This is a genomic window from Enterovibrio calviensis DSM 14347, assembly GCF_000621165.1.
Classification (GTDB): domain Bacteria; phylum Pseudomonadota; class Gammaproteobacteria; order Enterobacterales; family Vibrionaceae; genus Enterovibrio; species Enterovibrio calviensis.
In genome coordinates this window covers 307,952-323,395 of record NZ_JHZA01000008.1, presented here as the reverse complement: position 1 = coordinate 323,395, position 15,444 = coordinate 307,952, and the positions used below count along the sequence as shown (strand labels likewise).

The 15,444-nt window shown below is 49.0% G+C and carries 13 protein-coding genes and 1 tRNA gene; 7 read left to right on the top strand and 7 right to left on the bottom strand.

The features are described from left to right. Position 1: 1 nt before the first annotated feature. Positions 2 to 86 (bottom strand) — tRNA-Tyr (locus Q365_RS0108455). Positions 87 to 366: 280 nt separating this feature from the next. Between Q365_RS0108455 and Q365_RS0108450 the strand changes: the two genes are divergently transcribed. From Q365_RS0108450 to Q365_RS0108440, 3 genes are all read left to right on the top strand, one after another. Continuing rightward, the gene (locus Q365_RS0108450; protein ID WP_028022933.1) at positions 367 to 1,455 is read left to right on the top strand and encodes an efflux RND transporter periplasmic adaptor subunit; all 1,089 of its coding nucleotides are present in this window, start codon (positions 367 to 369) and stop codon (positions 1,453 to 1,455) included. Further along, on the top strand, positions 1,456 to 4,584 hold the full coding sequence (locus Q365_RS0108445) for a multidrug efflux RND transporter permease subunit (RefSeq protein ID WP_028022932.1): 3,129 nt from the start codon (positions 1,456 to 1,458) through the stop codon (positions 4,582 to 4,584). 135 nt (positions 4,585 to 4,719) lie between these two features. After that, the gene (locus Q365_RS0108440) at positions 4,720 to 5,037 is read left to right on the top strand and encodes a DUF1244 domain-containing protein (RefSeq protein ID WP_028022931.1); all 318 of its coding nucleotides are present in this window, start codon (positions 4,720 to 4,722) and stop codon (positions 5,035 to 5,037) included. 52 nt (positions 5,038 to 5,089) lie between these two features. Here Q365_RS0108440 and Q365_RS0108435 read toward each other — a convergent pair whose 3' ends face one another. From Q365_RS0108435 to Q365_RS0108415, 5 genes are all read right to left on the bottom strand, one after another. Further along, entirely contained in the window at positions 5,090 to 5,596 is a 507-nt protein-coding gene (locus Q365_RS0108435) for a peptide-methionine (S)-S-oxide reductase (protein WP_028022930.1), read from the bottom strand. 220 nt (positions 5,597 to 5,816) lie between these two features. Beyond that, positions 5,817 to 6,503: a 7-cyano-7-deazaguanine synthase QueC gene (gene queC, locus Q365_RS0108430; RefSeq protein WP_028022929.1), complete on the bottom strand. Its 687-nt coding sequence runs from the start codon at positions 6,501 to 6,503 to the stop codon at positions 5,817 to 5,819. A 93-nt stretch (positions 6,504 to 6,596) separates the two neighbouring features. Beyond that, the gene (locus Q365_RS0108425) at positions 6,597 to 7,046 is read right to left on the bottom strand and encodes a GNAT family N-acetyltransferase (protein ID WP_028022928.1); all 450 of its coding nucleotides are present in this window, start codon (positions 7,044 to 7,046) and stop codon (positions 6,597 to 6,599) included. Between the two features lie 61 nt (positions 7,047 to 7,107). Further along, positions 7,108 to 7,530, bottom strand: coding sequence for a hypothetical protein (locus tag Q365_RS0108420; protein WP_028022927.1), 423 nt, complete (start codon positions 7,528 to 7,530; stop codon positions 7,108 to 7,110). A 278-nt stretch (positions 7,531 to 7,808) separates the two neighbouring features. Continuing rightward, entirely contained in the window at positions 7,809 to 8,879 is a 1,071-nt protein-coding gene (locus tag Q365_RS0108415) for a PLP-dependent cysteine synthase family protein (RefSeq protein WP_028022926.1), read from the bottom strand. A gap of 206 nt (positions 8,880 to 9,085) precedes the next feature. On the opposite strand from Q365_RS0108415, the gene Q365_RS0108410 reads away from it, so the two are divergent. From Q365_RS0108410 to Q365_RS0108390, 4 genes are all read left to right on the top strand, one after another. After that, positions 9,086 to 9,550, top strand: coding sequence for an Lrp/AsnC family transcriptional regulator (locus Q365_RS0108410; RefSeq protein WP_028022925.1), 465 nt, complete (start codon positions 9,086 to 9,088; stop codon positions 9,548 to 9,550). A 43-nt stretch (positions 9,551 to 9,593) separates the two neighbouring features. After that, positions 9,594 to 11,339, top strand: a complete 1,746-nt coding sequence (locus Q365_RS0108405) for an ABC transporter transmembrane domain-containing protein (RefSeq protein ID WP_028022924.1) — start codon at positions 9,594 to 9,596, stop codon at positions 11,337 to 11,339. Continuing rightward, the gene (locus Q365_RS25565; RefSeq protein ID WP_035024673.1) at positions 11,336 to 13,114 is read left to right on the top strand and encodes an ABC transporter transmembrane domain-containing protein; all 1,779 of its coding nucleotides are present in this window, start codon (positions 11,336 to 11,338) and stop codon (positions 13,112 to 13,114) included. The genes Q365_RS0108405 and Q365_RS25565 overlap by 4 nt, the downstream gene beginning before the upstream one ends. Before the next feature lie 334 nt (positions 13,115 to 13,448). Then, positions 13,449 to 14,372 carry a porin gene (locus Q365_RS0108390; RefSeq protein ID WP_028022923.1) on the top strand — a complete coding sequence of 308 codons (924 nt, stop codon included), beginning with the start codon at positions 13,449 to 13,451 and terminating at the stop codon, positions 14,370 to 14,372. Positions 14,373 to 14,492: 120 nt separating this feature from the next. Here the strand turns inward: Q365_RS0108390 and tesB are convergent, their stop codons facing one another. Further along, positions 14,493 to 15,365, bottom strand: coding sequence for an acyl-CoA thioesterase II (gene tesB, locus Q365_RS0108385; RefSeq protein WP_028022922.1), 873 nt, complete (start codon positions 15,363 to 15,365; stop codon positions 14,493 to 14,495). Between the last annotated feature and the right edge of the window lie 79 nt (positions 15,366 to 15,444).

Sequence of the window (15,444 nt, the reverse complement as noted above, 5' to 3'; positions counted from 1 at the left end):
ATGGTGGTGGGAGAAGGATTCGAACCTTCGAAGGCGGAGCCGTCAGATTTACAGTCTGATCCCTTTGGCCACTCGGGAATCCCACCACAAGTGCGGGGCGCATATTATCAAACGAACGCACGCTGTAAAGCACTTTTCTCCAAAACACAGTGCGTTTGCTGGTTTTTTCGACGTTGGCGCTTGAAGTTAGACCAAACTGGCGAATTTTACTGTGAAAAGGAAATCCAAGGTGAAAAATGAGGAGGCTTACAGCGGGCGTTCATTCTCTTTATCTATGATGTTTTCTTTGCCTTATTTACATTTCTTTACCGCACACAAGATAGGCATAGAGTAGACTATCGCGAGTTGTTATTTACGGTTACTAAGATGAAAAATAAACTTCTTTTCTCCGCCGTCATTGTTCTCGGTGGCGCCGGCTTTTTTGCTTGGCAAGGTAATACTGAAGCGGCTGATAAGCCATCAAGTCGTTCGGCTCGTCCTGCGGTTGCGGTCGCTACGGCACAAGTTGAATCACACCCTGTTACGCGCAATCTGTCATTGATTGGCAACCTTAAGTCCGAAAACTCTGTGATTATTGCGCCCGAAGTGAGCGGCAAAATCGAAGCGGTTCATGTAACGGCAGGCCAGCAAGTGAAAGAAGGCGATCCGCTGTTCACATTGGAAACCGCGAAAATGCAGGCTTCTGTGTCAGAAGCGCAAGCCTTCCACAAAGACGAACTTCGTAAATTAGGTGAGTTTGCCAAACTGCATAAGCGTGGCGCGCTAACCAAAACAGAACTCGATGCACAGCAAGCCAGCGTTGATATTGCGAAAGCGCGTTTAGACGCTGCCCAAGCGGATCTTGACGATCTACATATCAAAGCCCCGTTCTCAGGCACGGTAGGCTTGGTTGACATCACGCGTGGACAATTGGTGTCCGCGGGCGACGCGCTGCTAAACCTTGATGATTTGTCACTTATGCAATTGGATATCAATGTACCTGAGCAATACCTCAGTGAATTGAGCAAAGACATCGAAGTCACTGCCCAAACTAAAGCATGGCGAAACAAAATCTTTGAAGGTCATTTGTCAGCGGTGGATTCGCGCATCAATAACGACTCGCTGAACTTGCGTGCGCGTATTGATATCGACAATGGTGATCGTTTGTTGCGTCCGGGCATGATGATGGAAGCGATGTTGGGCTTTGCCCCACAAATCTCAGCAGTGATCCCAGTGCAGGCGATTGAGTACTCCGGCACCAAGCGTTTCGTTTATTTGGTGGATGAAAAAGGCATTGCCAACCGCACGGAAGTGAAACTGGGCGCGCGTGTCGAAAACAAAGTGACGGTTGAAAGTGGCCTTGAACTTGGTGATCGCATTGTTGTGCAAGGTTTGGTGAGCATGCGCGATGGCACCAAAGTGAACGATTTGACAGCAGCGAAAGCGCCGAACGCAAAGACAGAAGAGGGCAAGTAAATGTGGCTTTCAGACGTCTCTGTTAAAAGGCCAGTTGTCGCCATTGTATTGAGCTTGCTCCTATGCGTATTTGGTATTGTGTCGTTCAGCAACTTGTCGGTGCGCGAATACCCAGATATTGATAGCCCAGTGGTTTCTGTGATGACCCGTTATGCGGGTGCGTCCGCTAGCATCATGGAAAGCCAAATCACTCAAGCGCTGGAAGACGAACTGTCAGGCATCAGTGGGATTGAAGAAATTACCTCTGTGAGCCGCAACGGCATGTCACGCATTACCGTTGAGTTCGATATCGAGTGGGACTTAACCGAAGGTGTCAGCGATGTACGCGATGCCGTTGCACGCGCCCAGCGACGTCTCCCCGACGAAGCTGATGAACCCATTGTTTCCAAATCTAATGGTTCGGGCGAAGCATCTATCTACATCAACCTTGCGTCGTCAGAAATGGACAGAACGCAGCTGACGGAATATGCACAACGCGTATTGGAAGACAAATTCAGCTTGTTGTCTGGCGTCAGCTCGGTTGAGCTTTACGGTGCATTGTACAAAGTGATGTATGTGCGTCTCGATCCCGTGCTAATGGCAGGGCGCGGCGTCACCACGGACGATATTACCTCAACGCTTCGTCGTGAAAACTTGGAAAGCCCAGGCGGTGAAATTCGTAACGACGTTACCAAGATGACGGTGCGAACTGAGCGCTTGTATCAAACCCCAGAAGACTTCCAATATTTGGTGGTACGAACGGCAAACGATGGCAGTCCGATTTACCTCAAAGACGTGTCTGACGTTTACATCGGTTCCCAGAACGAAAACGCGACCTACAAAAACAACGGCATTAACAACCTGAGCTTGGGGATCGTGGCGCAATCTGACGCGAACCCGCTGGACGTTGCTGTTGGCGTTCGTGCGCTGGTTGAAGAGTTCCAGCCATTTTTGCCTGAAGGCACCAACCTTTGGGTCGATTATGACTCCACCATCTTCATTGAACGCTCGATTGATGAGGTATACAGCACGTTATTTATCACCGGCGCGCTGGTGGTATTGATCCTCTATATCTTTATTGGTCAGGTGCGCGCCACCTTGATTCCTGCGGTGACGGTTCCTGTCTCTCTGGTCTCAGCATTTATTGCTGCCCACTTCTTTGGTTTCTCCATCAACCTGCTGACCTTGATGGCACTGATACTGTCGATTGGACTGGTGGTGGATGATGCCATCGTGGTGGTTGAGAACATGTTCCACCACATCGAGAAAGGGGACACACCGCTTGTTGCTGCTTATAACGGCACGCGAGAAGTCGGCTTCGCCGTAGTCGCAACTACAGCGGTACTGGTGATGGTATTCCTGCCTATTTCCTTTATGGATGGCATGGTCGGAAAACTCTTTACCGAGTTCTCGGTACTGCTGGCAATGGCTGTGATTTTCTCCTCTATCGTGGCACTAACGCTTACGCCAGTGCTGGGCAGTAAAATCCTAAAAGCCAATGTGAAGCGCGGTGCGTTTAACCGCATGGTTGATAACTTCTTCGAATCATTCGAGAACGGGTATCGCCGTATGGTCACCGTGGCGGTTGCTGCGCGCTTTGTGGCGCCGTTAGTGATCATTGCGTGTATCGGTGGTAGTGCGTGGTTAATGAAAAACTTGCCTGCGCAGCTTGTTCCGCAAGAAGACCGTGGCGTATTGATGGCTTTCGTCAAAGGCGCAGAAGGCACTGCCTACAACCGTATGGTCGTCAACATGGAAGAAGTTGAACGCCGTTTGATGCCGTTGGTCGACGAAGGTTTGCTGACGTCGGTTAGCTTACAAGCGCCAGCCTTTGGCGGTATGGCGGGCGATCAGACTGGTTTCGTTATTATGCAGCTTGAAGATTGGGATAGCCGCGATGAAACTGCAGCCCAAGCGCTAGGACGAGTTCGTCAGGCACTGGCTGGCATTCCTGATATTTTCGTACGTGCCTTTATGCCCGGTTTCCGTGGTGGCTCAAGCGAACCTGTACAGCTGGTGCTAGGTGGTGCGGATTACCAAGAACTCAACAAGTGGGCACAAGTGCTGGTCGATGAAGCCAGTGCCAGCCCAATCATGCAAGGTGTTGACCTCGACTACGCGGAAACTACGCCAGAATTGGTGGTTAAGATTGACCGTCAACGCGCTGCCGAGTTAGGGATCAGCGTTGATGATGTCTCTAACACCATGGAAATCATGTTGGGTGGACGCACAGAAACCACCTTTGTTGATCGCGGTGAAGAGTTTGATGTTTACCTGCGTGGTGATGAAGCTCGCTTTAACAGCAAAGACGACATCAGCCAAATCTACATGCGTACCCGCAATGGCGACTTGGTGAGCCTTGATACCCTTGCCGAAGTGGAAGAAGTAGCGTCCGCGCAAACGCTTCGTCACTTTAATAAGCAAAAAGCCATCACGCTGAAAGCGAACTTGGGTGACGGTTACACCTTGGGTAACGCCCTGGATTTCCTTGATGCGAAAGCCATTGAACTGTTACCCGCCGATATTTCGGTCAGCTACTCCGGCGAATCAGCGGAATTCAAAGATAACCAAAGCAGTATTTTGATTGTCTTTGGCTTGGCGTTGCTGGTGGCGTACTTGGTACTGGCCGCGCAGTTTGAAAGCTTCGTGAACCCTCTGGTGGTGATGCTGACGGTTCCGATGGGGATCTTCGGTGGCTTCGTTGGCCTATGGTTGACGGACCAAGGTCTGAACATCTACTCGCAGATCGGCATGATCATGTTGATTGGTATGGTGACCAAGAACGGCATCTTGATCGTCGAGTTCGCCAACCAGCTGCGTGACCGCGGCGTGTTGTTTGAACAAGCGATTATTGATGCGTCAGTACGTCGCCTTCGCCCAATCATGATGACCGCATTCACCACGATTATCGGTGCGATTCCATTGATCATCTCAACCGGTGCAGGCTATGAAAGCCGTGTGGCAGTGGGTACGGTGATCTTTGCGGGCATGACGTTCGCCACAGCGGTAACGCTATTTGTTATCCCAGCGATGTACCGTCTGCTTTCAGTGAAGACCCACTCACCGGGCTTTGTTGAAGCACAACTTAAGGTTGAGCTGGAAAACGCTAAACCACATCGTGCGGCCCATGGTGAGTTTGACGCGCGTTAACCTCAAAATGTGTTATCACTAGATAGAAAATGTGCCAGCGTCGTTGTCGTCGCTGGCATTTTCTTTATTAGTGAACCAAGCATTGGTAAGGTTGATACCGGATGAAAGTAATCACGAATCAATAGGAAGAAACCCATGTCTGATAAATTGACGCAAGAGCAACAAGATCAACTGGATGCAGCGACATTTCGTCGTTTCTTATCGCACCTAGACAACAATAAAGACGTGCAGAACATTGATCTGATGATCCTTGCAGATTTTTGCCGTAACTGCCTCGGCAAGTGGTACAAAGCCGAAGCTGATCAGCGTGGCATAGAAGTGAGCGATGATGAGGCGCGTGAGCGTGTCTATGGCATGTCTTACGGCGATTGGAAGGCCAATCACCAGCTTCCAGCGACAGACGAGCAAATGGCGGCATTTAAGAAACGTCAGGATGCAAAAGCAGACAAGTAACCGTCTTTGAGCGGTCGAACGAATAAGAGAAAAGCGCCGAACGGCGCTTTTTTTATGCGGTTTTATCAGACAAAAATGCAAACGCGCTTTGGCTTAATAGCGTTGGATACAGCTCTTTTAACACCTGCATTTTTGGGGCGATGACGCGCTGGCAAAATGGCTTTGATGGATTGCGCCAATAATAATTTTGCTGACGCGCGGGTGTCGGATAGAAGGCCACCATGGGCGCGACTTTCGTAACAACTGGCTTGATGTATTCTTCTGCGACATGATCCAAAGCTGTTTTGCACCGTTGGAGATGTGCAGAATTTATCGGGAACACAAAGCTCGGATAGGTATCCCGAAATGAGTGGTTGGATGTACACGCGTGCGAATCCAAATGCACACGAATCGTATCCTCCAAAGAGATTTCAGACTCGTCGATGCGAAATAGCACCGCTTCGACATGCCTGCGATCTTCCGTGACCAAGAATCCCTGTTCGACTTCTGAAACGCCGCGAAGCGCACAGAAAATAGCTTCCATACACCAATAACACGTACCGCTAACAGCGAGATACATACAGCCTCCTTATTGAACAAGATAAGTTCAGATAGAAACCGGAACAGAAAGGAATTCTTTCAGAATTGTTGAACGCTTTTGAACAACGAAGAAGAGTAGTGAGTGGGTGTAAATTTAAGTAATTGAAAAACCGAAAATAAATAGGGAGGTAAGGGTTGTTGGAAAACTGCTGTTGGAAAATTGCCCCCTCCATTGGCGCTATTGGAAGAGGCTTGACGTATTATGCGTTTTTGCTGTCTAGCGATGCCATGACATTTTCTTTGTCATTCATGTAGCTATCTAACCCTTTCTGGCGAAGATCGCAGGCTGGGCAATCGCCACATCCACTGCCAATCACACCGTTGTAGCAGGTGAGGGTATTATCACGCACATATTCAAGTTTGCTGAACTTATCGGCCAGTGCCCACGTTTCCGCTTTGTTTAGCCACATCAGCGGGGTACGGATTTCCAACTCTCGGTCCATGCCCAATACCAATGACTTGTTCATCGCTTCAACAAAGTCATTGCGACAATCTGGGTAGCCTGAAAAATCGGTTTCACACACGCCGGTAATCACGGTTTCCGCACCTAACTGGTAAGCGTAAATGCCCGCCAAGGTCAGGAATAAAATGTTACGTCCTGGTACGAACGAATTTGGTAGGCCGTTTTCCTGCAGTTCATGAGACACAGGAATGTTGTCGCGGGTTAGGGAGCTTATCGCTAACTCATTGAGCAAGCTAACATCCATCACCTTGTGCGAGGTTGCGCCGAGTTCTTTCGAAACAGCGGCAGCGACTTCAATTTCTTGCTTGTGGCGCTGACCATAGTCGAAGGTAATACAATGCACTTCGTCAAACTCAGACAATGCTTGGATCAGACACGTAGTGGAATCCTGCCCGCCACTAAAGACGACAACAGATTTTTTCATGGCTACACCTTTAACCGATATGTAGAGAGTTTCTATGGGCGAAGTGTAACGCAGAAGCGAGAGCAGCTCTATGTCATGCACATTTTTTCGTTGCTATGCTTTCAAGCTTAAAAAGTAGTGAAAATGGTCAATATCTTTGTCATACCCCAAAGATTCATAGAGTTTTTGTGCGCCAAAATTACTCACCGATGTTTCCAAGGCAATACCAGCGACACCCGTTGCCATGGCATGTGCCTTTGCCGCATTTAGCAACGCATTTCCGGTTCCCTTTCCTCTTTGTGAATCAACAACAAAAAGATCATTCAATACCCATATACGCTGAGCAGAAACAGAGGAGAACATGGGATAAAGCTGAGTGAAGCCTACCGCCGCGCCTTGCTCATCCATAGCGAAAAAAATGACAGATTCTTCGTGAGTAAGGCGTGCGTTAATAAAGTCATGGGCAAGCGCAGCGTTATCTGTCTGACCATAAAATACGCGGTATTGGTTAAATAATGGGGCGACAGCGGGTGTGTCAGAAGGTGTGGCTTTAATAATGTTCATGTTTGTCCGTCCCTCACGGTTGGTGAGTATTGTAGGGGATATTGGCTAGGGAAATTGACCGCTATGAGGTTTTTGCTAACTGCCATGTACCCTTGCATGGTGCGTTGGTGACCTTCCAGTTACCTTTAATTTGATCAGAGTCTGCGCTGCCATCGAATCGATATCCCCACTTCTGACTATCTGCAAACAGGGCAAGTTCACCCGTGTCACTGATAAAGCCTTCCAAATAGGTGTTGTTGTACATCAAGCGAAGCGACACTTTACCTTGTTTAATGGTGCCGATAATGCGTGTTTGTAGGCAGATGCTATCGCCGCTGATATCGGTACGTTTCCCTTCCCATTTTCCATCAAATTGGTTCGAAACCGTAAAAGGGGCGCGATCAGGTAGCGGAGTATTGAGTGGTACTCTTTCAGTATTGAATAAGTCCTTAACGATAAATATGAAGAAAAAAATAGCACTGGTCGCGATCAGGTATTTATTCACAATGGGCTTCCATGAAAATGACAGTTAAACAGTATCAAATTGAAACTATTAAAAATATATCATGAGAGATGGTGTTTTACGGTGGGGATGGCTCGCATTGTTTAAGATGTCAGTCGTGGATTCTGAGGAAATCAGCGAAACATGAGGGACGATATTTTTGTCATATCGCTAAAGCGGATTGGTCGCAAATACATGTAAACAGGGCGCGAAAGATGCGCCCTGTGATCGCGGATACATTGGTTCACTTGTTCGTCGCCAATGACTCGCCAATAACTCAATCAGTTGCTGTATTTCTGCAAAGCTTCTAGCGTCGGCGTGATATCGCCAATGTTCGTGTTGACCCACTCTTCGTTGAAATAGGTATCGAGATAACGCTCGCCACTGTCGCAGAGTAAGGTAACGATAGAGCCTTTTTCGCCTCTCGCATGCATCTCTTCGGCTAGTTTCAGTGCGCCAAACAGGTTGGTACCTGTGGATGCTCCGGCTTTGCGGCCTAGAATGCCTTCCAGCCAATGCACGGTTGCCACACTGTCGGCGTCTTTAATGGTTTCCATGCGATCAATCACGCCCGGAATAAAGCTAGGCTCGACGCGAGGGCGACCAATACCTTCGATTTTTCCGCCGCAATCTAGTGTGAGCGAGCAATCTCCGGTTTTGTAGAATTCGTGGAACACGGAGTTTTCAGGGTCAACCGCCATCAGTTGGGTTTGATGACAGCGGTATCGGATGAAGCGACCAATGGTGGCAGATGTGCCGCCTGTGCCTGGGCTCATTACAATCCAACTTGGTACGGCGTAACGCTCGTACTTCATCTGGCCAAAAATGCTGTTGGCGATGTTGTTATTGCTGCGCCAGTCGGTTGCACGTTCTGCGTAAGTGAACTGATCCATGTAGTGACCATTCAGTTCTTTAGCTAGGCGGCGAGATTCCGCGTAAATGGCATCAGAACGATCAACAAAGTGGGCTTCACCACCGTAGAACTGGATTTGTTCAATCTTCTTTTTCGCCGTGGTGCGAGGCACAACCGCAATGAAGCGTAGCCCCAGTAAACGGGCAAAATAGGCTTCTGAAATCGCCGTACTGCCAGATGATGATTCAATGACCGTGGTGTCTTCTTTTATCCAACCATTGCACAAACCGTAGAGAAAAAGTGAGCGAGCAAGGCGGTGTTTTAAGCTACCCGTCGGGTGGGTGCTTTCATCTTTGAGATAAATATCAATATCGCTGAAATACGGTAAATCCAGCTTAATTAAATGTGTATCAGCAGAGCGCTGAAAATCCGCTTCAATTTTACGAATCGCGTCGCAAACCCAGTGGGATGAGGTGGTGGTCATATTGGCATCGGTCATGATTGGTCTGGCTCTCTACTGCTTGAGGTCACTCAGGGATATTTAAATATAAGCACTTGTTAAGAGTATTGTTTTGCCATTTTTGGCTTTTTGTTCGCCTTTGGTGGAAAAAAATTCTACCATTGGGGTAATTATAGAAAATATTTCCCTCCCCGTGTGTCTAGGGGAATATTCACCCTTAAAAGAGCAAGATTGGTAATACGTTTATGACTGTTTCCTTGGATAATATCGACCGACAATTATTAGATTGGCTGCAACGCGATGCGTCTTTGTCGCTGTCGGATCTGGCTGAGAAAGTGAACCTCACCACGACCCCGTGCTGGAAGCGATTAAAACGACTTGAAGACAGTGGCGTACTGCGAAAGCGAGTGGCCCTTCTCGATCCACAAGCGCTTGGGCTTTCATTTACCGCCTTTGTGCATATTAAAACGTCCGATCATTCTGAAAGCTGGTATCGCCGATTTGTGGAAGCGGTGACGCCATTCCCTGAAGTCATGGAGTGTTACCGTATGGCTGGCGAATATGATTACATGATGAAAGTTCAGGTCGCGGATATGGGCGCGTTCGATCGGTTTTACAAAAAGTTGGTGAACAGCATGGATGGCTTGACGAATGTCACCTCAACCTTTGCGATGGAGCCACTCAAATACACCACAGCATTACCCATTTAATAATAAAAAAATCGGTTAGCGCACACAGGAGGAACGTACACGGATGCGCATTTTCGTTGAGTTAGGTTGGTATTTCCGACAAGCGTGGAAACGCTATGTGGGTGCCATCATCATATTTGTTTTCGTCGCCACGTTTGAATTGATCCCACCGAAAGCGATCGGTTGGCTGGTTGATGGCGTCATGGCTGGTGATATCACGCGTGAACAACTGCTAATTGCTCTCGGTGCGCTTGCGGCGCTGTGGGTGCTGGTTTATGCGTTGCGCATCATTTGGCGTGTGTGGCTCTTTGGCGCAGCTGCAGGGCTGGGAACGGTGCTGCGCGATAAGTTATATCGTCACTTCACGAGTCACTCTCCTCGCTTTTTTGAACGCTATCGCACCGGCGATCTCATGGCGCGTTCAACCAATGACGTGAAAGCGGTGGTGATGACTGCCGGTGAAGGCGTGCTGACGTTGGCTGACTCCGTGATCACGGGGTTGGCGGTATTGATTGTCATGACCACCACGATCAGTTGGGAACTCACCTTGTTGGCGCTCGCCCCTATGCCCGTGATGGCATTCATGGTGAACCGTTTTGGTACTCAGCTCCATCATCGTTTTTCCGCCTCACAGGCGGCGTTTTCTGATTTATCGGATGAAACCCAATCGTCCCTAAATGGCATTCGGATGATCCGCGCATTTGGTCTGGAGTCTAAACAGATCGACCGCTTTAATGCCGTGGCAGACGACACGGGCGAAAAGAACATGGCAGTCGCAAAGGTCGATGCCATGTTCGATCCGGTGATTTTCGTCACCATTGGCACGTCGTTTTTCTGTTCCATCACAGGCGGTGGCTACATGGTCGCCAATGGCATGCTGACGTTGGGTGAACTGACCGCATTTACTTTGTACCAAGGGCTGATGATCTGGCCTATGTTAGCCGTGGCATGGTTGTTCAATATTATTGAGCGCGGCGCGGCGGCGTGGAAGCGAATCAAAGAAGTCTTAGATGTCACTTCTGAGCTGCAAGACGGAGATAAAGCGCTGCCTGAGACGCCTCAAACGCTTGAAGTTTCCATCGATCGTTTCACATGGCGTGGGCATGATGTTCCGGCCTTGCACGATGTTGAGATTGCACTTCCTGCGGGAAAAATGCTGGGTATTGCTGGGCCTGTTGGTAGCGGTAAATCGACCTTGTTGTCTTTGATTTTGCGCTTTGAAGATCCGGTGCAAGGCAAGGTGCAGTATGGCGGTGTAAGCCTGCATGAATTTAACATCGGCGAGTGGCGCAGCAAGTTAGCGGTGGTGACGCAAACGCCATTTTTGTTCTCTCGATCGATTGCTGACAATATTGCGTTGGGTAAGCCTGATGCGACACGCGAAGAAATCCGCGCTGCGGCAAGGCTTGCGTGTATTGACGACGATATCATTCAATTTCGCGAAGGCTATGAAACGCTGGTGGGCGAGAAGGGCATTACCTTGTCTGGCGGGCAGAAGCAGCGTATTTCGATTGCGCGAGCCCTCTTGCTCGATGCGGAAATTCTGATCTTGGATGATGCCTTATCGGCAGTCGATGGTCGCACTGAGCACCATATTCTGAAAAATCTTCATGACCGCGCAAAACATCAAACCACCATCGTGATTGCGCACCGACTCTCCGCATTGGAAGCCGCCGATGAAATCATCGTATTGCAGAAAGGGCATATTGAAGAGCGTGGCACCCACAATGCGCTTGTGTCAGAAAACGGCTGGTATGCAGAAATGCAGCACTATCAACAACTCGAGCAGGCATTGGAGGCATCGTCATGAACAAACGTGAAGTTCTTGCGAGACTGCTTCGCTATTTGATGGATGACAAAAAAGGGTTCGCGATTGCTGCGGTGCTTCTTTTATTCGCCGCCATTGCTGATGTGAGTGGCCCTTGGCTGATCCGCATCTTCCTTGATGACTACTTGGCGCAAGATTATTTCCCGCCTACCGCGCTGTGGCTGCTGGCGATAGGGTATATCGGCGCGACTGTGCTCTCGGCCTCACTGCACTACAGCTATGGCCTGCGTTTTAGTCGCATCGCGATTAACATCGTGCAGACCATCCGCAAAAAAGTGTATGCCAGCATCATTAATCAGCCTTTGTCGGCGTTTGATTATGTGCCTGCGGGTAAGCTGGTATCGCGGGTCACCAATGATACGGAATCGCTCAAAGAGCTTTACGTTCAGGTCATCGCGAGCTTTTTAAACAGCGTGGCGCTGATCACCGCCATGTTGGTGGCCATGTATTTACTAAGCCCGACTCTCACCATTGTGGTGGCAGTTTTGCTGCCATCCGTGGTCTTGGTGATGTTTCTCTATCAACGTCGTTCATCGCCAGCGTATCGCGACTCCCGCGATTTGCTGACAGACATTAACAGCGTGATGAGTGAATCGATTCAAGGCATGAGCTTGATTCAGTTGATGGGGCAAGAGCAGCGCTTTTCTGAGCGATTTTCTTCATTGACCGATCAACACCTGACAACTGAAGTGAAGATTGTCAAAATCAACGGCGTTCTACTTCGTCCCTTGATTGATTTGATGTCTGGTGTCGCCCTGGTGTCTTTGGTGGTGATCTTCGGCTGGCAGGGCCATGAAGTGATTGGTGTCGGTGTGCTTTATGCCTTCATCAGCTACCTCGGCCGTGTGACAGAACCGCTGATTGAGCTGATGCAGCGTTTGTCATTGTTGCAGCAAGCCATCATGGCGGGCGAGCGATTGTTTGAACTGATGGATGCCAAACCGCACCAATACGGCAGTGATGATGCACCGATTGGAAATGGCGACATCGAAATTTCAGATCTTACCTTTAGTTACGACGGCAAAACGTCAGTGCTGATGGATATCAATGCTTCGGTCAAAGAAGGCGGCTTCCTTGCACTTGTGGGTCACACGGGCAGCGGAAAAAGCACCTTGGCGTCGTTGATGATGGGTTTCTACCCAGTGCAGGCAGGGTCAATAAAGCTCGGTGGACGCTCGATTTCGTCACTGACACAAAACGCGATGCGCACCGGTATTGCGATGGTGCAACAAGACCCGCACGTGTTGTCGGCGTCGTTTCGAGAAAACGTCACCCTAGGCCGAGAAGTCTCTGACGAAGCGATTTGGCAGGCACTGGATCAGGTGGATTTGGCCGATTATGTTCAACACCTTCCTAAAGGATTAGACACCCTGATAGGAACGGGTGATGTCACCTTATCGGCTGGCCAAAAACAATTGCTGGCATTGGCACGAGTGTTAGTGGAGCGTCCTCGAATATTGATCTTGGATGAAGCGACAGCCAATATCGACTCGGGCACGGAAGAGCGTGTTCAGCGAGCCTTATCGTCGTTACGCCACACCATGACGATTGTGGTGATTGCCCACCGTCTCTCGACCATAGCGGACGCCGATAATATTTTGGTGCTGCATCGCGGTAACGTGGAAGAGCAGGGCAACCATCAACAGTTGCTGGCGAACAAAGGGCGCTATTGGCAAATGTACCAGCTCCAGCAAACGAAAGCGCATTTGGTGGAGCTTGAGCAAATCGCGTGTGGTGACGCAACCATCACCGAGTAAACGTTACTTCAATTAAGCGAGAGCCTGCACACTGCTACCGTCAGTGTGCAGGTTTTTTTCTGTTTGTTAGCCAAAAGCTGTTCGCGTCCATAGGGTGACTTGCCGCTTTTTCTATTCGTTGAACCACGCCAGTACATACATTTTTTGGTTGGGATGATGAAATCGACTGTTGCGTTTCGTGGTTTTGCGAGCCATGTTTGCAGTCATCAAAATGACATTTTTTTCCACCAAAAACGTCATAGAACAGTCACCTAACGTTCATTTTAAACGTCTACCTTGGCTTTCTCGAAAATGAGATGGCAAGAAAGCCTCAATTTAAAAAGGATGTTAGAAAATGAAAAAAGCAGTATTGGCCTCCGCGATTCTTGGCGCTTTGGTATCCGCCCCTTCTTTCGCCGCAACGGTATACGACGCGGACGGCACAACACTGAAAGTTGGTGGTCGTGCTGAAGCACGCTTCAACGTTTCTGATAACAACGAAAGCACGGAAAACAGCTCGTTCAAAGACAAGTCACGTGCTCGCGTTAACCTGAAAGGCAAAACCGAAATTTCTGATGAGCTATACGGCTTTGGTAAATATGAAGCAGAGTTGTCTGATGCAGACAGCTTAACCAACCGTTACTTCTTCGCGGGTTTAGGTTTTTCAGCAGGCGAGCTTTCTTACGGCAAGCAAGACTCTGCGCAAGTTCAACTGACTGATATCACGGACACCATGGCTACGTTCGGCGGTGACGCTGCGGATGTGGTTTCAGGCAACAAAGACAAGCGCGAGAACAACTTCCTGTATTCAGGCGAATTTGACGGTCTGAGCATCCAAGCAAACTACATTGCTGCTGATGAGAAAGACGCAGATAGCGTAGGTATTTCAGCGCTTTACGACTTTGGCGCGTTCGCAGTGGGTGCAGGCTATGTTTCACAAGATGCAGGCACGGACAGCGATGACCAAATCAACCTTGCTGCACAGTACAAGCAAGATGCCTTTACGCTTGGTGCGCTTTACACCATGGCGTCGAAAAGTAACGTTGATTACACCGGCTATGAAGTGTCGGCTAAGTACAAGGCGACTAAGCAGCTTGCAGTGGTCGGTGTTTACAACTTTGGTGAGTTTGATAATACCACCACAGAAGAAGCCAACAACTTCGCACTAGAGGCGGTTTACAAATTCAATGGTCACCTTCGCACTTACGCAGGTTACAAATTTGAAGGTATCACGGGTAAAGATGACCAGCTTCAAGCGGGTATCCGCTACGATTTCTAATGACATAGCGTTGTTAGCATGACCTCGAAAATAACAAAGGCCAGCATGATGCTGGCCTTTTTGCTGATGAATGCGCCGAACATTGCCAACTCAGACTCTGAGTGCAAAGAAGCTAAAGTGTTATTTCGGCATTTTGATGTTGCTGCGCACTAACCCTTCTTGTACCGCTGACGCCACCAACTCACCTTGCTGGTTGTAGAAGCTACCGCGAACCAACGCACGCGAGCCACTGGCAGATGGACTATCGATGACGAACAGCAACCATTCATCCATCCGGAATTCACGGTGGAACCACATTGCATGATCAATGGTGGCGACCTTCATACCCGGTGTCATCAAAGAAACGCCGTGAGGTTGCAGAGCCGTGGTTAAAAAGCCCCAGTCTGACGCATAGCCGAGCAAATATTGGTGGATTCGTAAATCGTCCTCCATTTTGCCGTTTGCGCGGATCCACAAGTATTGCTTAGCTTCTAGTTTTTCAGGCGCAAGAGGGTTAATGACCACAGCAGGACGCACTTCAATTGGACGCTCACCACCAAACGTATCAATGACGAATTTAGGCAAGTGTTGGGCAACCGAAGCCACGAGTTCGCGCTCTGACATCAAACCTTCTGGGCCTTTGATGTCTGGCATAGAGAATTGGTGCTCAATGCCTGGTTCATTCAATTGGTAAGAAGCCGTGAGGTAAAAGATCGGTTTGCCTTTTTGTACAGCTTTCACGCGACGTGTTGAAAAGGTTAGTCCATCGCGCAGATTTTCTACGTCGTAAATGATTGGCTGCTCTGAGTCACCTGGGCGCAAGAAGTAGCTATGGAAAGAATGCACAAAGCGATCGCTTTCCACGGTTCCTTTGGCTGCCGATAGTGCTTGTCCGATAACTTGACCGCCATAAACCTGCGGCAAACCAAGATCTTCACTTTGTCCTCGGTATAAACCTTCATCAAGTTTTTCCAAATTCAGCCGTGATAACAAAGCCTCAAGTTGTGTACTCATGGTGCTCCTATAGCCGTAAGGTAATGATTCAAAGGGAGTTGACTGAAAAATGACACAATTCTCGCATTTCCCATATGAT

Bases quoted from the DNA above. Each gene is read 5' to 3' on its own strand.
- Q365_RS0108450 (WP_028022933.1), top strand. From the start codon at position 367: ATGAAAAATAAACTTCTTTTCTCCGCCGTCATTGTTCTCGGTGGCGCC.
- Q365_RS0108445 (WP_028022932.1), top strand. From the start codon at position 1,456: ATGTGGCTTTCAGACGTCTCTGTTAAAAGGCCAGTTGTCGCCATTGTA.
- Q365_RS0108440 (WP_028022931.1), top strand. From the start codon at position 4,720: ATGTCTGATAAATTGACGCAAGAGCAACAAGATCAACTGGATGCAGCG.
- Q365_RS0108435 (WP_028022930.1), bottom strand. From the start codon at position 5,596: ATGTATCTCGCTGTTAGCGGTACGTGTTATTGGTGTATGGAAGCTATT.
- queC (WP_028022929.1), bottom strand. From the start codon at position 6,503: ATGAAAAAATCTGTTGTCGTCTTTAGTGGCGGGCAGGATTCCACTACG.
- Q365_RS0108425 (WP_028022928.1), bottom strand. From the start codon at position 7,046: ATGAACATTATTAAAGCCACACCTTCTGACACACCCGCTGTCGCCCCA.
- Q365_RS0108415 (WP_028022926.1), bottom strand. From the start codon at position 8,879: ATGACCGATGCCAATATGACCACCACCTCATCCCACTGGGTTTGCGAC.
- Q365_RS0108410 (WP_028022925.1), top strand. From the start codon at position 9,086: ATGACTGTTTCCTTGGATAATATCGACCGACAATTATTAGATTGGCTG.
- Q365_RS0108405 (WP_028022924.1), top strand. From the start codon at position 9,594: ATGCGCATTTTCGTTGAGTTAGGTTGGTATTTCCGACAAGCGTGGAAA.
- Q365_RS25565 (WP_035024673.1), top strand. From the start codon at position 11,336: ATGAACAAACGTGAAGTTCTTGCGAGACTGCTTCGCTATTTGATGGAT.
- Q365_RS0108390 (WP_028022923.1), top strand. From the start codon at position 13,449: ATGAAAAAAGCAGTATTGGCCTCCGCGATTCTTGGCGCTTTGGTATCC.
- tesB (WP_028022922.1), bottom strand. From the start codon at position 15,365: ATGAGTACACAACTTGAGGCTTTGTTATCACGGCTGAATTTGGAAAAA.